Origin of the sequence: Ciceribacter sp. RN22, from assembly GCF_024054295.1 — a bacterium.
GTDB classification, from domain to species: domain Bacteria; phylum Pseudomonadota; class Alphaproteobacteria; order Rhizobiales; family Rhizobiaceae; genus Allorhizobium; species Allorhizobium lividum.
Genome location: NZ_JAMXLD010000002.1, coordinates 1,248,804 through 1,263,517, shown reverse-complemented (window position 1 = coordinate 1,263,517; position 14,714 = coordinate 1,248,804). Strand labels below are relative to the sequence as shown.

The 14,714-nt window shown below is 62.5% G+C and carries 14 protein-coding genes; 11 read left to right on the top strand and 3 right to left on the bottom strand.

Annotated features, from left to right (window positions below):
* Positions 1-38: 38 nt before the first annotated feature.
* The 6 genes from NHF53_RS20890 (at position 39) to NHF53_RS20865 (ending at position 6,643) form a co-directional block, all read left to right on the top strand.
* Positions 39-1,016 carry a tungsten formylmethanofuran dehydrogenase gene (locus NHF53_RS20890; protein ID WP_252835867.1) on the top strand — a complete coding sequence of 326 codons (978 nt, stop codon included), beginning with the start codon at positions 39-41 and terminating at the stop codon, positions 1,014-1,016.
* The gene (locus NHF53_RS20885; RefSeq protein WP_252835866.1) at positions 1,010-2,641 is read left to right on the top strand and encodes a formylmethanofuran dehydrogenase subunit A; all 1,632 of its coding nucleotides are present in this window, start codon (positions 1,010-1,012) and stop codon (positions 2,639-2,641) included. Before NHF53_RS20890 ends, NHF53_RS20885 begins: the two co-directional genes overlap by 7 nt.
* Entirely contained in the window at positions 2,629-3,537 is a 909-nt protein-coding gene (fhcD, locus tag NHF53_RS20880; protein ID WP_114364756.1) for a formylmethanofuran--tetrahydromethanopterin N-formyltransferase, read from the top strand. The genes NHF53_RS20885 and fhcD overlap by 13 nt, the downstream gene beginning before the upstream one ends.
* Positions 3,534-4,349: a formylmethanofuran dehydrogenase subunit C gene (locus NHF53_RS20875; protein ID WP_252835865.1), complete on the top strand. Its 816-nt coding sequence runs from the start codon at positions 3,534-3,536 to the stop codon at positions 4,347-4,349. Before fhcD ends, NHF53_RS20875 begins: the two co-directional genes overlap by 4 nt.
* A 96-nt stretch (positions 4,350-4,445) precedes the next feature.
* Entirely contained in the window at positions 4,446-5,207 is a 762-nt protein-coding gene (locus NHF53_RS20870; RefSeq protein ID WP_252835864.1) for a pseudouridine synthase, read from the top strand.
* Positions 5,208-5,587: 380 nt separating this feature from the next.
* A complete protein-coding gene (locus NHF53_RS20865; protein WP_252835863.1) occupies positions 5,588-6,643 on the top strand; it encodes a PAS domain-containing protein in 1,056 nt (351 codons plus the stop codon).
* Positions 6,644-6,661: 18 nt separating this feature from the next.
* On the opposite strand, the gene NHF53_RS20860 is transcribed toward NHF53_RS20865, so the two are convergent.
* Both NHF53_RS20860 and NHF53_RS20855 read right to left on the bottom strand, forming a co-directional pair.
* The gene (locus NHF53_RS20860; protein ID WP_256481285.1) at positions 6,662-7,279 is read right to left on the bottom strand and encodes a DNA-3-methyladenine glycosylase; all 618 of its coding nucleotides are present in this window, start codon (positions 7,277-7,279) and stop codon (positions 6,662-6,664) included.
* On the bottom strand, positions 7,251-7,526 hold the full coding sequence (locus NHF53_RS20855; RefSeq protein WP_252835862.1) for a hypothetical protein: 276 nt from the start codon (positions 7,524-7,526) through the stop codon (positions 7,251-7,253). Before NHF53_RS20855 ends, NHF53_RS20860 begins: the two co-directional genes overlap by 29 nt.
* 217 nt (positions 7,527-7,743) lie before the next feature.
* Between NHF53_RS20855 and NHF53_RS20850 the strand changes: the two genes are divergently transcribed.
* From NHF53_RS20850 to NHF53_RS20840, 3 genes are read left to right on the top strand one after another with little or no spacing between them, the layout of a single operon-like run.
* Positions 7,744-8,352, top strand: coding sequence for a TetR family transcriptional regulator (locus tag NHF53_RS20850; protein WP_252836031.1), 609 nt, complete (start codon positions 7,744-7,746; stop codon positions 8,350-8,352).
* A gap of 52 nt (positions 8,353-8,404) precedes the next feature.
* Complete coding sequence (locus NHF53_RS20845; protein ID WP_252836030.1) at positions 8,405-9,550, top strand: efflux RND transporter periplasmic adaptor subunit; 1,146 nt, start codon at positions 8,405-8,407, stop codon at positions 9,548-9,550.
* Positions 9,551-9,587: 37 nt separating this feature from the next.
* Positions 9,588-12,722: an efflux RND transporter permease subunit gene (locus tag NHF53_RS20840; protein ID WP_252835861.1), complete on the top strand. Its 3,135-nt coding sequence runs from the start codon at positions 9,588-9,590 to the stop codon at positions 12,720-12,722.
* A gap of 39 nt (positions 12,723-12,761) precedes the next feature.
* Here the strand turns inward: NHF53_RS20840 and NHF53_RS20835 are convergent, their stop codons facing one another.
* Positions 12,762-13,139 (bottom strand): hypothetical protein, encoded by a 378-nt coding sequence (locus NHF53_RS20835; protein WP_252835860.1) that lies wholly within the window; start codon positions 13,137-13,139, stop codon positions 12,762-12,764.
* A 218-nt stretch (positions 13,140-13,357) separates the two neighbouring features.
* Between NHF53_RS20835 and NHF53_RS20830 the strand changes: the two genes are divergently transcribed.
* The gene (locus NHF53_RS20830) at positions 13,358-13,591 is read left to right on the top strand and encodes a hypothetical protein (protein WP_252835859.1); all 234 of its coding nucleotides are present in this window, start codon (positions 13,358-13,360) and stop codon (positions 13,589-13,591) included.
* A gap of 178 nt (positions 13,592-13,769) precedes the next feature.
* Positions 13,770-14,711 carry a 1-phosphofructokinase family hexose kinase gene (locus tag NHF53_RS20825; protein ID WP_114364747.1) on the top strand — a complete coding sequence of 314 codons (942 nt, stop codon included), beginning with the start codon at positions 13,770-13,772 and terminating at the stop codon, positions 14,709-14,711.
* Positions 14,712-14,714 lie beyond the last annotated feature (3 nt).

Here is a 14,714-nt window from a genome sequence, read left to right as displayed (position 1 = left end):
TTATTTCAGTTGATTCGGACATTCATGGTTGTCGAAGTGTGATCGCGCTGGCCGAACGGGTCGGAGCGACTTACGATCACGTCCGCGGTGGCGAACTCGCGGAAGAGGCAGCACTCTTCACTGACCACGGCGGCTTCTTCACGACCCCGCTCGAAACCCGCCGCAGGGCGGACCTGATTGTCCTCGTTGGCGAAATTCCGGCCGCTCATCACGAACTCCTTCTGTCCTGGCATGCCGCGCGTCCCGACCTGGCGCCTTCGCACAAGCGGCGCTGGTTCCACATATCGGGGGCAAGACGCGAGGATGCGGCATCCGAGATCTCCGCCGTGCTGAAACGCGTGAAGGCGAGCGTCGTCGAAGCTTCCGGCCAACCGCTCGCCGCCGTTCTCGCCTCCGTGCGGGCCGGTCTCGGCGGCAGGAAGAGCATCGGTGCCGTCGAGGGGTTTGATGGCTTGGCGGCCGCTCTCGGCAAGGCCGCATTTCCCGTCTTTGTCTTCTCTGGTCGGCAGCAGGGGCTTTCCACGCTCGCCATGCTGCAGGGACTGGTTGGTGATCTCAATCGCAGCCGCCGCGCGACCAGTCTCTTCCTGGCCTCCGACGATCGTGCCTGGGGTCTCGCGCTCGCATCGGTCTGGATGACAGGCTTTCCGCCGCGCACCGGCTTCGGTACGGGCAAGCCGGTCTACGATCCACAGCTCTCAGACGTGACGCGGATGATCACAGAACGGGAGGCGGACCTGCATCTCTGGATCTCTGAGGCAGAGGGCGATACGCCGGTGCATCGCCGCGGCCTGCCGCTCGTCGCCTTTGTTCCGGGCGAGGCTGCGGTTTCCGGGGCAGCGGTAACGATCACCGTCGGACGGGCCGGTGTCGACCACGACGGCGTCTTCTATTCGAGCCGTATCGGAACGCTGTCGGCCGTGAAGGCGTCCGCGCCCTCGTATCGTCCGAGTGTTTCCGGGGTTCTCCGCGAACTGGCGGATGCTCTGCCGGAGAAGGAGGCGCTGCCGTGCTGATCCGACTGGCGGGAGGAGAGGTCGTCGACCCGGTGAACGGTGAAAGCCGCCGGCGGGACCTGTGGATTTGCGATGGATTGATCGTCGAGAAGCCGGAAGGCCGACGTGCCGACAAGACCTTCGACGTTTCCGGCTGCGTGGTGATGGCCGGGGCGATCGACATTCATTCCCATGTCGGTGGTGGCAATGTGAACACGGCGCGTCTGCTGCTGCCCGAGCATCATCGCGCACATCAGGCGCGCCCTCAGCACACCCCGCTTTCGAACGCCGGCTGGTCGACCTTCCGGACCGGGACGCTCTATGCGCAGATGGGCTTTACCACGGTGGTCGAGCCGGCGATGAACCCACTCAACGCACTCCACACCCATCTGGAGCTTGCAGATATCCCGATCATCGACAAGGCGACGCTTGCGATCCTCGGCAATGACGATTTCCTTCTTTCAATGATCCGGGACGATGCGCCGGCGGCGATGATCGACGACTACGTCGCCTGGACCGTCTCGTCTTCCCGATCACTGGGTGTGAAGGTCATCAATGCTGGCGGTGCTGCGGCCTTCAAGGAAAACGTTCGCGCCTTCTCCTTCGACGATGTGGTGCCGGCCTACGGGGTCAGCTCGCGCAGGATCGTCAAGACCCTGCAGGCGGCCGTCGGCCGCCTCGGCATTCCGCATCCGCTCCACGTTCATGCCAACAATCTCGGCATCCCCGGAAACGCCGCGACGGCGGCCGAGACGATCAACGCCGCCGAGGGGGAACGGCTGCATTTGGCGCACCTGCAGTTCTACGGCTACGGGACCGAAGGGAAACGCGGCTTCTCCTCTGAGGCGGCCCGTCTCGCCGAACTCGTCAACGGAAACCCCGAGGTCACCATCGACGTCGGTCAGGTGATGTTCGGCCAGACGGTGACGATCTCCGCGGACGTCATCCGTCAATTCTCGGCCGTCGGCCACGCGAGCCCGCGCAAATCCGTCATCTATGACGGCGATGCGAACGGAGGGGGGATCGTTCCCTACCGCTACAAGCAGGATTATTACGGCTCGCTGCAATGGGCGATCGGGCTCGAGCTCTTCCTGCTGATTACCGATCCCTGGCGCGTGTTCTTCACGACGGATCATCCGAACGGTGCGCCGTTCACCACCTATCCGGAGCTTTTCGAACTCCTGATGAGCCGCGAGGCGCGGGACATCCAGTCGGAAAAGCTCAACCAGGCGGCGCTGAAGCACTCGACGCTGTCTTCGATCGCGCGTGAATACACGCTCGACGAGATTGCCATCATGACCCGAGCCGCGCCGGCGAGGCTCCTCGGGTTCAAGGATCGTGGCCATCTCGGTCCCGGTTCCATAGCCGACGTTGCGGTCTATAGAAGGGGCAAGGACATCGCCAGGATGTTCCGCGAGGCGGCGCTGGTCTTCAAGAACGGCGAGCTCGTCGTCGAGGATGGCGTCGTGACCCACTATCGGTGGGGCAAGGCGCTCCGCCTCAACCCCACTCCTGATACGGCGATGACCCGCCGGCTCGGCGACTATTTCGAAAGCCGCTACGGGCTCGGCCTCGACTGGTTCACGTTTCCGGAGACGGCAATCGCCCGCACCGATGCCTTTGCGGAGGTTCCATGCAACAGCTGATCCGCAATGGCGTCGTGATCGACGATACATTTGCCGAAGCCTTCGGCATGCGGGCGACCGCCATCATCATCACCGCTCCCACTCTCAAGTGGGCACGTCAGGCGGCGATCACTATGACCGGCTTCGCCACCTCTGTCATCGGATGCGGATGCGAGGCGGGCATCGATATGGACGTGCCTGAAACCGCGACGCCGGACGGTCGTCCCGGCTGCCGGGTCATGCTGTTCGCGATGGGGACGGACGAGTTGCAGAAGCAGCTGAAAACGCGTCTGGGTCAGTGCGTGTTGACCTCGCCTGGCAGTGCCTGCTTCGCCGGTCTGGAAGGCAGCGCACCGCTCGATCTTGGTTCGGCGCTCCGCTATTTCGGCGACGGCTGGCAGATATCCAAGAAGTTCGGCGGCAAGCACTACTGGCGTGTCCCCGTGATGGACGGGGAGTTCCTCTGCGAGGCCACGACGGGGCTGACCAAGCAGGCGGTGGGCGGCGGCAACATGCTGCTTCTCGCTGCCGACTGGGCAAAGGCTCTCAGGGCCGCGGAGACCGCCGTTGCCGCCATTGAGAAGGTTCCGGGCGTCATCATGCCCTTTCCGGGCGGGATCGTGCGTTCCGGCTCGAAGGTCGGCGGTAAGTACAAGGGGATGATGGCGTCGACCAACGACGCCTTTGCGCCGACGCTCAAGGGAGCGGTGAAGACGGCGCTCGATGCCGGCACCAACGCAGTGCTGGAGATCGTGATCGACGGCGAGACCAGCGATGCCGTCGCGGACGCGATGCGTGCGGGACTGAAGGCCGTCGTCAAGCTCGGACCGAAACAAGGGGCACTCAGGATCAGCGCCGGCAATTACGGCGGCAAGCTCGGCAAGTTCCATTACCACCTCAAGGAGCTGCTGCCATGAAGCCGCTGACGTTTACGCTTCTCGCGGAACCCGGGGAAAGGCTCGATCTATCCGCGCTCGTTCCGGATCGTTTGGCAGGTCAGCCGGTGTCGGAAATCGCCGCCCTTCCGGTCGGAACGACGCGGACCGGCATCAGGGTCGGCGACCTCTTCAGGATAACGGGCAAGGATGCATCGTCCCTCGTCTTTGACGGAGGATCGCGGCGCTTCGATCAGGTCGGCGCGGGCATGACGTCCGGCAGTGTCCGGGTCGTCGGTGATGTCGGCTTCAGGGCGGGCCGGACAATGGGCGGCGGTACGCTGGTCATCGAAGGCAACGCCGGCGAGGAACTCGGTTCCGCTCTCTCGGGCGGCCGTATCGAGGTGGCGGGCAATGTCGGTGATCGCCTCGGTGCTCCGTTGGCAGGTGAGCTGCAGGGTGTGAGCGGCGGAACGATCGTCGTGCGTGGCAAAGCCGGGCATCGCGCCGGCGAGAGGATGCGGCGCGGATTGATCGCGGTGCTCAAGGGATGCGGCGATCATCTCGGGCTCGGCATGATTGCCGGAACGATCGTCGTGACCGGACGGGTCGGTGCCATGCCCGGCTATCTGATGAAACGCGGCTCGCTGCTCCTCGATCGGCGACCGGAGGTGCTCTCGCCGACCTTCGTCGATTGCGGAAATGCCGATGTCGCCTTCTCCGGTCTGTTCGACCGCTTCCTGATGGCGGAGAAGATCCTCGACAAGCCGTTGCTGGGAACTGCACCGACCCGCATCTGCGGTGACAATGCAGTGCTCGGCAAGGGCGAGATCCTGTTTCGCCGCGGACGGTGAGCTTTCCATCCGAACCTCTTGCTTGACTTGTCGCGCCGTTCGATCAATGGCCTTTATACCAAGTCTCGATGATATGAACCGGCGCGGAAACCACTCGTGGCAAGATCGGCAAAAGGCGGAACAGGCAACCGGGTTACGATCACCCGCGCGCTTTCAAAGCTCGGCTATTGTTCCCGCACCCAGGCGGAAAGGCTGCTGGCGGAAGGGCGGATCTCGATCGGCGGCAAGCCCGTCACCGATTTCGAGACCTGGGTGGATATCCGGTCGGATCGCATTGAGGTCGACGGCCGACCGATTGCTGCGGAAGAAAAGGCCTATGTGATGCTGAACAAGCCGCGCGGCCTGGTCACCACCAGGGACGATCCGGAGGGCAGGGAGACGGTCTATTCCTGCCTCAAGGATGCGGGATTCGGCTTTCTTTCACCGGTTGGGCGGCTCGACAAGGCGAGCGAGGGCCTGCTGCTTTTCACCAATGATACGGTGTTTTCCCAGCGCCTTCTGGACCCGGCGACCCATGTGCCGAAGATCTACCACGTGCAGGTCGGCGGGCGCCTCGACGACCGCCAGGTCAGGCAGCTGGAGACTGGCGTGCCGGTGGAGGGGGAGACATGGCGTGCCGCTTCGGTCCGGATCATCCGTCAGGGGGAAAAGAACACCTGGCTCGAGGTGAGGCTGGAGGAAGGGCGCAACCGTCAGATCCGTCGGATGCTGGAGTCGATCGGCGTCGAGTGCCTGCGCCTTGTCCGCGTGGCGATCGGTGACGTCGAGCTTGGCGACCTGCCGAAAGGCGACGTCCGTCGCCTGACGGCGAACGAGATTGCGATCCTGAACAAGGCGACGGGACTCGACGGCCGTTGACGTTCAGTCCACCGCTGTGCGGCAGAGCCTTGGCTTCGGCAGCCTTATGGTTCAGCGGATACTTGAATTGCTGACCTGCACATGAATGCGGCAAATTGTTCTCCGGGGGCGTCTCCTTTCGGTGGAGCCATGCGTTTGGTGGGACGCACCAAAAAAGGTCGTATTCTCATTACCTCGTGTGTGTGTGGAAATTTTTCATATAGATCATTAGCTTGCGGAATGTGAGGGTGATGATGCGAGTCCATACGATGCGCAGAACGTCTAATTTCAGCTTTCGCTTTCGTAGCGTATTCGTAAGTAGGTCAAGGGAGGGCTGGTTTGCCGCCGGGTCGTCCCCATCTATTGCTGCGGCGAAACTCTTCGGGACTGTTTGGGCAGGAATGAATACCGTCATTGTTTTCGACAGACATGCGCTCGCACAATTCCGGGCAGATCATCCCTGGTTGCACCTCTCCGACGATGTCATCGAAGTTTCCCTCTATCTGGACGACAACGGAGCTCCTTTGCGTCTTGTCGGGAAACGGTTGAACGGCGATCTCCTCGATGAGGTCGATTGCGACCGCTTGCCGGCTGCGACGGCCTTTGCCATCGTGCGCTGCGCGCCGGCGCTCGGGAAGGCGAGGGCGTGGACGCCGGCCGGCGAACAGGACGTCTGGCGCATTTTGCAGGAGCTGTTCGACACGCCGTTCGATGCGACGGGGCATGCGTCCGCTGCAAACAAGGTTCGGAACGACCTGCTCGATCAAGGCTACCGGATCGCTCGCCAGTTGACGCTAGAAGTGCTGAACTCACGTGCCATCAAGACGGAAGAGCCGGCGGAGCGGTTGCGCCTGTGTCGGGCGGCCGGCTCTGTGCCGCGGTCCCTGGCCGAGGTTGGGGAGGCGCACAGGCCCCTCTTTATGGAGGCGGACACCTGGAGGATGGTGGCCGTCCTCAGGGACGAGCTTCTGCTCACCGGCAGCAAAGGCCATTTGACCGCGGTTTCGACCCCGACAATTGGCAGGCGGGACATCCCTGCGGGCTTGCAGAAAGTCATCGACGAGACCCTCTTTGACACAGCGCCCATTGCCTTCTCGGTGTCCACGACGGGATATCAGGACTCCCGCTTCATAAGGGTGAACCAGTCCTATCTGGATCTGGTCGGACGTTCCTGGGCGGAACTTGACGGTTGCAAGATGCTGGAAAGCGGCGTGGCCGTCGACAGCCCAGGTCGCAAGCGCCGATTGGAACTGCTCCAGCAGCAGGGCGGCTACAGTTCCGAAAGGGCTGAGATTCGGGTGGCTGGCGGTGGGGTGCTTCCCGTCCTCATTTCCGCCAAGCGCCTGGTCGTTTCGGGCGAAGCCTATGACCTCGAAGCCATCTCTGCCATCCGCGGGGATACGCGCGTATCGCTCGGCTCTGGCAACGTGGTGCGCCTGCTGCAACCAGCCAGCTGATGGGACGGCGGGACCGGACTAACGGGAAGGCAAGTCCGGAAACTTCCGGCTCAGGAAGGATGATCCCGCGAGCCCGAAGCGCCATGGCCGTTCGACTGCTTTGGTGATGCCTATTCTCCTGCCGACCGCGACCGGCAAACGCCCTGCCGGTAACGCAAAGCCGAAGGGTGGGGAGAGTAGGGGCAGGCCGTCGTGGTCCCGCGTGACCGCCAGTGCCTGGCACAGCCGGCCCGGACCGGCACAAAGGTCCCCGAGGTCGCTTCGGCCGCGCCGCATCTGCATCTTCTCAATGTTCCAGGCAGGCTCGATTGCCCGGATCAGGACGGCACTTGCCGGGCGGCAGACGACGTTGAGGCACCAGTGAATTCCATAGGAACGATAGACGTAGACGTGGCCGGCCGGGCCGAACATCGAACGGTTGCGCGGCGTCTCGCCGCTGAAACTGTGCGAGGCCGGATCGTCGGGTTCGTAGGCCTCCGTTTCGACTATGGTGCCGCCGACGCCCTCAAGTGTGAGCATCGCCCCGATGAGATCCCGCGCGACATCGACGGCGTTGCGATCGAAGAAGCCGTCGAGGTCTTGTTCTTCCGGCGATGGGAACTGCGGCTCAGAAGTCCGGGAAGATGGCTCTGACATAGCGCCTGATGATCGTGAGGCTCCTGTCCGGTTCGATACGGTAGACCTCGATGACGGTCCGGCCGAACCGGTCCTCAAAACGGTGTTCGAAGGTGCTGCCGACCGGCGCCTTCGTCAGTTTCGTGCGGGGCTGCCCGCCATAGGTGATGCTGCCCGGCACGGGCTCCAGTCGCGGACCGCCGAGGTGCGGCGTCGCCGTACAGGATGAAAGCACGACCGCAGTCAAGACGGCAATGGTCCTTCGCATGCCTGTTCTCCTTGAATGATCGCCTTAGCTAACGCCACCAACGGCGTCACCGCAAGGATGTTCCGCGACATTTCGGCCGACGCCGGCAAGTCGCGCCGCCGCATGACCGGTCTTGTTGCGCGCGGCGTGTCGGGGATCCGATGTTGACAGATGGGTATTGTTGTCTTACGACTGACGAAATATGAAAAACGTCACTCGTAACTTCAAGGCGCAGCAGATGCCCGAACCCGCCGATTCCACGGTAGAAAACGCCCGGCACGAAAACGTCACGCGCATCCTTGATGCGGCGGAACGGCTGTTCCGCCACTACGGCTACTACAAGACCAATGTCGCCGATATCGCGAAGGACCTCGGCATGTCGCCGGCAAACGTCTACCGGTTCTTCTCGTCGAAGGCCGAAATTCACCAGGCTTTGGCGAAGCGCATGCTGGATGCCGGCTATGAAGCCGCCCTGGCGATTGCTCGTCTGCCGGTCAGTGCAGAGGAAAGGCTTCGCCGGTACGGCCATGCGATGCACAACATGACGGTCGAGACGATGCTCGATCAGGAGAAGGTCCACGAGATGGTGGTTGTCGCCATCGAGGAGGAGTGGCCGGTCGTCGACGCGCATGTCACCCGCCTCGATGAGGTGATTACCTCGATTATCAGGGATGGGATCGACACCGGCGAATTTCCTCCGCAGGACCCGGAAGCCGCCGGGCGCTGCTTCAGCGCATGTCTTGCCATCCTCATTCATCCGCAGATGGTGACCCAATGCCTGATGAAGCAGAACCGTCCGAATGCTGAAGAGCTGATCGAGTTCGCTCTGAAGGCGGTGAAGAACTAGACCCGGTCGCAAACGCCGGCCCATCAAGCTGAAAAACCAGGAGCATAGTATGATGTCGAGTGTCAACGGACTCGCCGGTAGGTTGCTGATCGGCCTGTCTCTGATCATGACGGCGGCGTTGACCACCGGGTGCAGCGAAGAGGAAAGCAAGGCCGAACCTATTGTTCGCCCCGTCAAGGTGGTCGAAGTCGCGGCCGTCGAGAAGGGGCGCAAGCTGGAATATTCGGGTGCGGTCAAGGCTCGTTACGAGATCAATCTCGCCTTCCGCGTCAATGGGAAGATCACAGAGCGTCCGGTCGATATCGGCGACAGGGTCGGGCCGGGGGATGTTCTCGCGCACCTCGACTCGGCCGATTACGAGCTTGCGGTCACCCGTGCCGAGGCCGATCTTCGCTCGGCTGCGAAGCAGGTTGGCACGCTCAAGCTGTTCAAGCAGCGTGCCGAGACCCTTTATGCGAAGAATGCGGCATCGAAATCCGAACTCGACCAGCGCACGCTTGCTTATGACCAGGCACTCTCTACCGAGCAGTCGGCCATTTCCGCCCTCGAACAGGCCAAAAACCAGGTCGCCTATACCAGGCTTTACGCTGACATGGTCGGCATCGTCACGGCGGTCAACGGCGAGCCGGGTCAGGTGGTCGGGTCGGGTACCCCGGTCGTGACGATTGCGATGGACGGGGAGAAGGAGGTCCAGGTGGCCGTGCCGGAGACCGAGATCGCGAACTTCGCGACCGGTGCCGCCGTGAAGGTTCGGTTCTGGTCGCAGCAGGGCATGGTGCTCGACGGCACCGTCCGCGAGGTCGCCGGCAGCGCCGATCCCCGTTCACGGACCTTTTCCGTGCGCGTCCGTATTCCCGACGATCCGCGCGTGCTGCTTGGAATGACCGCGACCGTCGAGACTGAGGTCGGCGGTGGCTCCGCAGGCTTCGATATTCCCTTGAGCGCACTTGCGGAAAAGGGCGATGGACCCGTCGTATGGGTGGTCGATCGGGCAGCCGGCACCGTTCATCCGCGTTCCGTCAGGCTCGGCGAATTCTCCGACAATGGCGTGCGGGTGAGCGAGGGTCTTTCCGCCGGCGAGATGGTCGTGTCAGCTGGCACCCAGTTCATGAGCGACAGTCTGAAAGTGAAAGTCTCGCCTGAAGATGCGCAGCAGGCGGCAGCGAACGCCGCACCGGCTGCCGTCGTGGCGCGCTGACGCCGTTCCCGAAACGTCTCCAGCAAAGGGCTTCCCTATGAGCACGTCCGACCAAGAAAAGACGCCGTTCAATCTGTCGCGCTGGGCGATCGCTCACGGCAGTCTCGCGCGTTTCCTCTTTGCGCTGATCATCGTGGCGGGTGCGCTCGCGATCGCCAACATGGGGCAGAAAGAAGACCCCGACTTCACGTTTCGGGTCATGGTCGTCCAGACTGTCTGGCCTGGCGCCAGTATCGAGGAAATGCAGGACCAGGTCGTCAACAAGATCGAACGGAAGCTGCAGGAGACGCCGCATCTCGACTACATCCGCTCCTATACGCGCGCCGGGATGGCGATCACGACCGTCAACATCAAGGGCGACACCGATGCAGCGGAGGTCATGGATGCCTTCTACCAGGTTCGCAAGAAGGTCGGCGACATCGAGCAGGAACTGCCCGACGGCCTGATGGGCCCCTATTTCAACGACGAATTCGGCGACACCTTTGTCACCATGCATGCTCTCTCCGGCGATGGCTACAGCTTCCCGGAACTCAAGGATTTCGCCATTCGTGCACGCGACATGCTGCTTGCTACCCCCGGAGTCGAGAAGGCGGTGATCCTCGGTGATCAGCCGAGGCAGATCCACATCGACGTCTCCTCCAAGGTGCTTGCAGAGCGCGGGCTGACACTCGCTGATCTGCAGGCCGCGCTTGCCGGGCAGAACAATGTCGACTCGGCGGGCTCGATCGAGACCGCCTCACGATCCGTGCGCGTTTCCGTCGAAGGGGACGTGCGCTCGGAAGACGACGTGCGCGAGCTGCGGATCAAGGCGGGCGGCCAGGTCATACGTCTCGGCGACATTGCCTACGTCTCGTCCGGGCTTGCCGAACCCTATACGCGGAAGTTCCGTTTCAACGGACGCGACAGCGTACAGATCGGCGTGGTCATGGCGCCGGGCTTCAAGGTGACGGATGTCGGCAAGGCAATCGAGGCGACTTATGAGGGTTTCACCGCATCGATGCCGGTCGGCGTCTCCGTCGACCAGATTTCCAATCAGCCGGAGGTGGTGCATGAGGCTGTCGGTGAGTTTTCCAGGGCTTTGATGGAAGCGCTGGTCATCGTGCTGGTCGTCTCGCTTCTGTCGATCGGCTGGCGATCGGGCATGGTCATCGCAATCACCATACCGCTGGTGCTCGCCGCCACGCTGGCCATCATGTACCAGCTCGGGATCGAGCTGCAGCGCATATCGCTGGGTGCCCTGATCATCGCGCTCGGGTTGCTCGTCGATGATGCCATGATCGTCGTGGAACTGATGGAGCGGAAGCTCGAGGAGGGGCTTGAGAAACTCGACGCCGCCACGTTCGCCTATTCGTCGACCGCCTTTCCGATGCTGACCGGCACGTTGATTACGACGGCCGGCTTCATTCCCGTGGGTTTTGCGGCGTCGACCGCGGGCGAGTATGTCCGGTCGCTCTTCTATGTGGTCGGAATTGCGCTCGTCACGTCGTGGTTCGTCGCCGTCTATTTCACGCCGTGGCTCGGCCACATGATCCTCAAGCAGAGGGCACATGCGGGCCAGGGACATCACGATGTCTTCGATACACCGTTCTATCGTCGGCTGCAGGTGGCGGTCGGCTGGGCAGTCCGGCATCGCATCATCGTCTTGACGCTGACACTTGCGGCCTTCGTGGCGAGCCTCTTCTCGTTCACCTTCATCACCCAGAGCTTCTTCCCGAGGTCTTCTCGTCCGGAAATCCTCGTGGACATGTGGCTGCCCGAGGGGACCAGCGTGCTCGAGGTCGAGCGGCAGGCAAAAGCGCTTGAGGAACGTGTTCTCGACGATCCGGACAAGACCTTCGTCGCCACCTATATCGGCGAAGGCATCCCGCGTTTCTTTCTGCCGCTCGATCAACAGCTCACCAATCCCAACTTTGCACAGCTGCTGGTGATGGCGAAGGACGAGGACGCCCGGGAGCGGATGATCGGCAAGCTGCGCGGAATACTGGCGGAGGATTTCCCATCCGTTCGATCGAAGGTCGATCGACTCTTTCTCGGCCCGCCGGTCGGCTGGCCGGTGCAGATCCGTGTCGTCGGACCGGAGCGTGGCGAAGTCCGCGCCATTGCGGACAAGGTGAAGGACTATTTTGCGAACGATCCCCTGATCGGAACCATTCACGACGACTGGCTGGAGCCGGTGACGACGATGAAACTCGTCATCGACCAGGACAGGGCGCGGGCCCTCGGCGTTACCTCGCAGCGTGTCAGGCAGATGATCCAGGCTGCGGTTTCCGGCGTTCCGCTCGACACCTTCCGCGATGGCGAGGAGACGGTCTCGATCGTGGCTCGTGAGCCGGATACCTCCCGGAGCCTGCTCTCTGCCGTCCAGTCCGTCTACGTCCCGACCGACTACGGCGGCTTCGTTCCGGTTTCCCAGATTGCCCGCCTCGAGCCGGTGCTGGAACAGGGCATAGAATGGCGCCGCAATCGTCTTCCGGCGATCACCGTGCGCGGTACAATCCCGGACGGCGCGGAAGGCAGCGAGGTCGGCACCGCGATCTTCGAACGGATGAAGGAGCTGCGCGACAATCTGCCGGCGGGCTATGCGATCGAGATCCAGGGCGGTGCGGAAGAGTCGGCCGAAAGCCAGGCGTCTATCGCCGCCAAGGTGCCGATCATGCTGCTGGTCACGCTGGTTCTCCTGATGGTGCAATTGCAGCATTTCGGCAAGGCGCTGCTGGTGCTGGCGACCGGTCCCCTCGGCATTATCGGCGCGGCTGCCGCGCTGCTGATCACCGGGGCGCCCTTCGGCTTCGTCGCCATTCTCGGAGTGATCGCGCTTCTCGGCATCATCATCCGCAATTCGATCATCCTTATCGACCAGATCGATCAGGACATTGCCGCCGGCTTCTCGCGGCAGGAAGCGATCGTCGGCGCGGCCGTGCGGCGCTTCCGGCCGATCGTGCTGACGGCGATGACCGCGGTGCTTGCGCTCATTCCCATTTCGCGCGGCGTTTTCTGGGGACCGCTCGCCTATGCGATGATGGGCGGCATCCTCGTGGCGACGCTGTTGACGGTCTTTGCGCTTCCCGCGGGCTATGCCCTATTCTTCGGGCGCGAACCGAAGAAGGGCAGTGAGCCCGAAGAGACACTTCACACGATCGGAAAGGAACAGCTGCCGCTTGCTGCGGAATGAACGACCGGCGGATTGTGGTCGGGTGCCATACATCGACCATCAGTTCTTGGTGGCGTGGGTCGCGCCCGGCGTCGATGAATAGGAAGCCGATACCGGGTCGCTTGCCGGGAACGTATCCTCAAGTCCCTCCTGCAGTTCTTCCTCCAGCACGGCGGCGTCGCCTCTGGTGCGGGCACTCGGCGTCCACTTTTCGGCGCTTTCGCCTACCGTCGCACCCCCTTCTTCCCCGCCGGCCATTCCTCCGACCTGCAGGAGCAGAACTTTGGCTTTCTCTATGGCGTTCAGCCGATTCAGCTGGCCGCTTTCGGACTGGCGCATCAGGACCGAAATGACCTCCCCCCCATCGCCGACGAACTCGACGGTATAACCACCCTTGCCGCCCATTTCTTCATGGACCTGAATTCCGATAACTTGCATCGCTCTTCTCCGCTGCTGTGCCCTGGTCGGGGAACGCTATTGACTGGCGGAAGTTCCCCGACGTTCTTTTGCCGGGCTGCGGTAGTGCTTTGACATGCCGGGCCACACAACGCCGTGCCAATCTGAAGCAAAGTTTTGTTTATCATATTCAATTTGTAAATGAGAAAATACTGAACAAGGAGAGGCGCGTTGCGTTCTGGCACCAATGGAGCCCGCAGATGTGCAGGACGCAAGGCCTCATACTGATTGTCGAAGACGACGCCTTCGTTGCCATGGACGCCGCCGACAGCGTGGTGCTCGCCAGCATCGAGGCGGACACCGCCGAGGGCGTCCCGGACGCGCTCGGTATCCCCGAGCGCGAGGAAGTCTCAGCCGCCATCCTCAATTTCCACGTCCGCGACGGAACAGTGACACCGGTGATCGAACGGTTGCGCGAATGTCCTCACCGCTGACGTTATTTGCGTTTACCTGTTGGACAACGAAGCATGCTAAGAAGCACAGGGTGGCCGGGCGGGCCTTGCGGATCCGGGTCGCAACGATCCGCCCCGCGAGCCGGCCTCGATCTTCCTTCTCAGCGGCGGAAAAGTTCTCCATCCCCGGAATCGGTATATTGAGGCGCTAGCAACAGGCATGGCAAAGATACTTTCGATCGCACTCAATCCGGCCATCGATATCGCGAGCGAAGCGGAGCAGATACGCCACACGCACAAGACGAGAACCCATAACCAGCAACAGTTTCCGGGCGGCGGTGGCATCAACGTTGCCCGTGTGATCGCCGAGCTCGGCGGTGAATGCGACCTCGTCTATCTTTCCGGCGGGGCGACGGGCGAACTGCTCGAGAACATGTTGAAGCGCATCCGTGTGCGGCACTTCCCGGTCCACATCAAGGATCCGGTGCGCATTGCCTACATGGTGCACGAGGCGTCGACTGGGCTTGAATACCGTTTCGTGCCGGAGGGGCCGATCGTCAGCGAGGAAGAGGTGAAGCCCCTTTTCGATTTCATCGAAAAGAGCGATGCGGAGTATTTCATCGCGAGCGGCAGTTTGCCGCGCGGCGTCGAAACGGACATCTACTCGCGTATGGCCGACATCGCGGCGCGCAAGGGAGCGCGGTTCATTCTGGACACTTCCGGCGACGCGTTGAAGGTAACCTTGTCGAGGTCGCGGGTCTTTCTGGTGAAGCCGAGCGTCGGGGAGCTCGAAGGTCTGGTGGGGCGCCGGCTCGACCACAGCACGGCCGGCGAGGCCGCGCGTGAAATCGTCGAGAGCGGCGCGGCACAATATGTCGCGCTCACGATGGGCAAGGACGGAGCCCTGCTGGCGACTGCCGATGACGTCGTGCGGTTTCCAGCGATCAAGGTGCCTGTTCAGTCGGCGGTCGGGGCCGGCGACAGTTTTGTGGCTGCGATGACCTGGTCACTGGCAGAGGGGCACGATATCGGCGAAGCATTTCGTTTCGGGCTTGCCGCAGGCGCCGCCGCAGTGATGACGCAGGGAACAGAGCTCTGTCGCAGACAGGACGTGCTGGACCTTTACGCCGCCCATGCAGCGAAGGCCAAGGCACGGCGCTGACCG

Excerpts from the sequence above, each read along its gene's own strand:
- NHF53_RS20825 (WP_114364747.1), top strand. The coding sequence starts at position 13,770 with ATGGCAAAGATACTTTCGATCGCACTCAATCCGGCCATCGATATCGCG.
- NHF53_RS20845 (WP_252836030.1), top strand. The coding sequence starts at position 8,405 with ATGTCGAGTGTCAACGGACTCGCCGGTAGGTTGCTGATCGGCCTGTCT.
- NHF53_RS20865 (WP_252835863.1), top strand. The coding sequence starts at position 5,588 with ATGAATACCGTCATTGTTTTCGACAGACATGCGCTCGCACAATTCCGG.
- NHF53_RS20835 (WP_252835860.1), bottom strand. The coding sequence starts at position 13,139 with ATGCAAGTTATCGGAATTCAGGTCCATGAAGAAATGGGCGGCAAGGGT.
- NHF53_RS20875 (WP_252835865.1), top strand. The coding sequence starts at position 3,534 with ATGAAGCCGCTGACGTTTACGCTTCTCGCGGAACCCGGGGAAAGGCTC.
- NHF53_RS20830 (WP_252835859.1), top strand. The coding sequence starts at position 13,358 with ATGTGCAGGACGCAAGGCCTCATACTGATTGTCGAAGACGACGCCTTC.
- NHF53_RS20840 (WP_252835861.1), top strand. The coding sequence starts at position 9,588 with ATGAGCACGTCCGACCAAGAAAAGACGCCGTTCAATCTGTCGCGCTGG.
- NHF53_RS20855 (WP_252835862.1), bottom strand. The coding sequence starts at position 7,526 with ATGCGAAGGACCATTGCCGTCTTGACTGCGGTCGTGCTTTCATCCTGT.
- fhcD (WP_114364756.1), top strand. The coding sequence starts at position 2,629 with ATGCAACAGCTGATCCGCAATGGCGTCGTGATCGACGATACATTTGCC.
- NHF53_RS20860 (WP_256481285.1), bottom strand. The coding sequence starts at position 7,279 with ATGTCAGAGCCATCTTCCCGGACTTCTGAGCCGCAGTTCCCATCGCCG.
- NHF53_RS20850 (WP_252836031.1), top strand. The coding sequence starts at position 7,744 with ATGCCCGAACCCGCCGATTCCACGGTAGAAAACGCCCGGCACGAAAAC.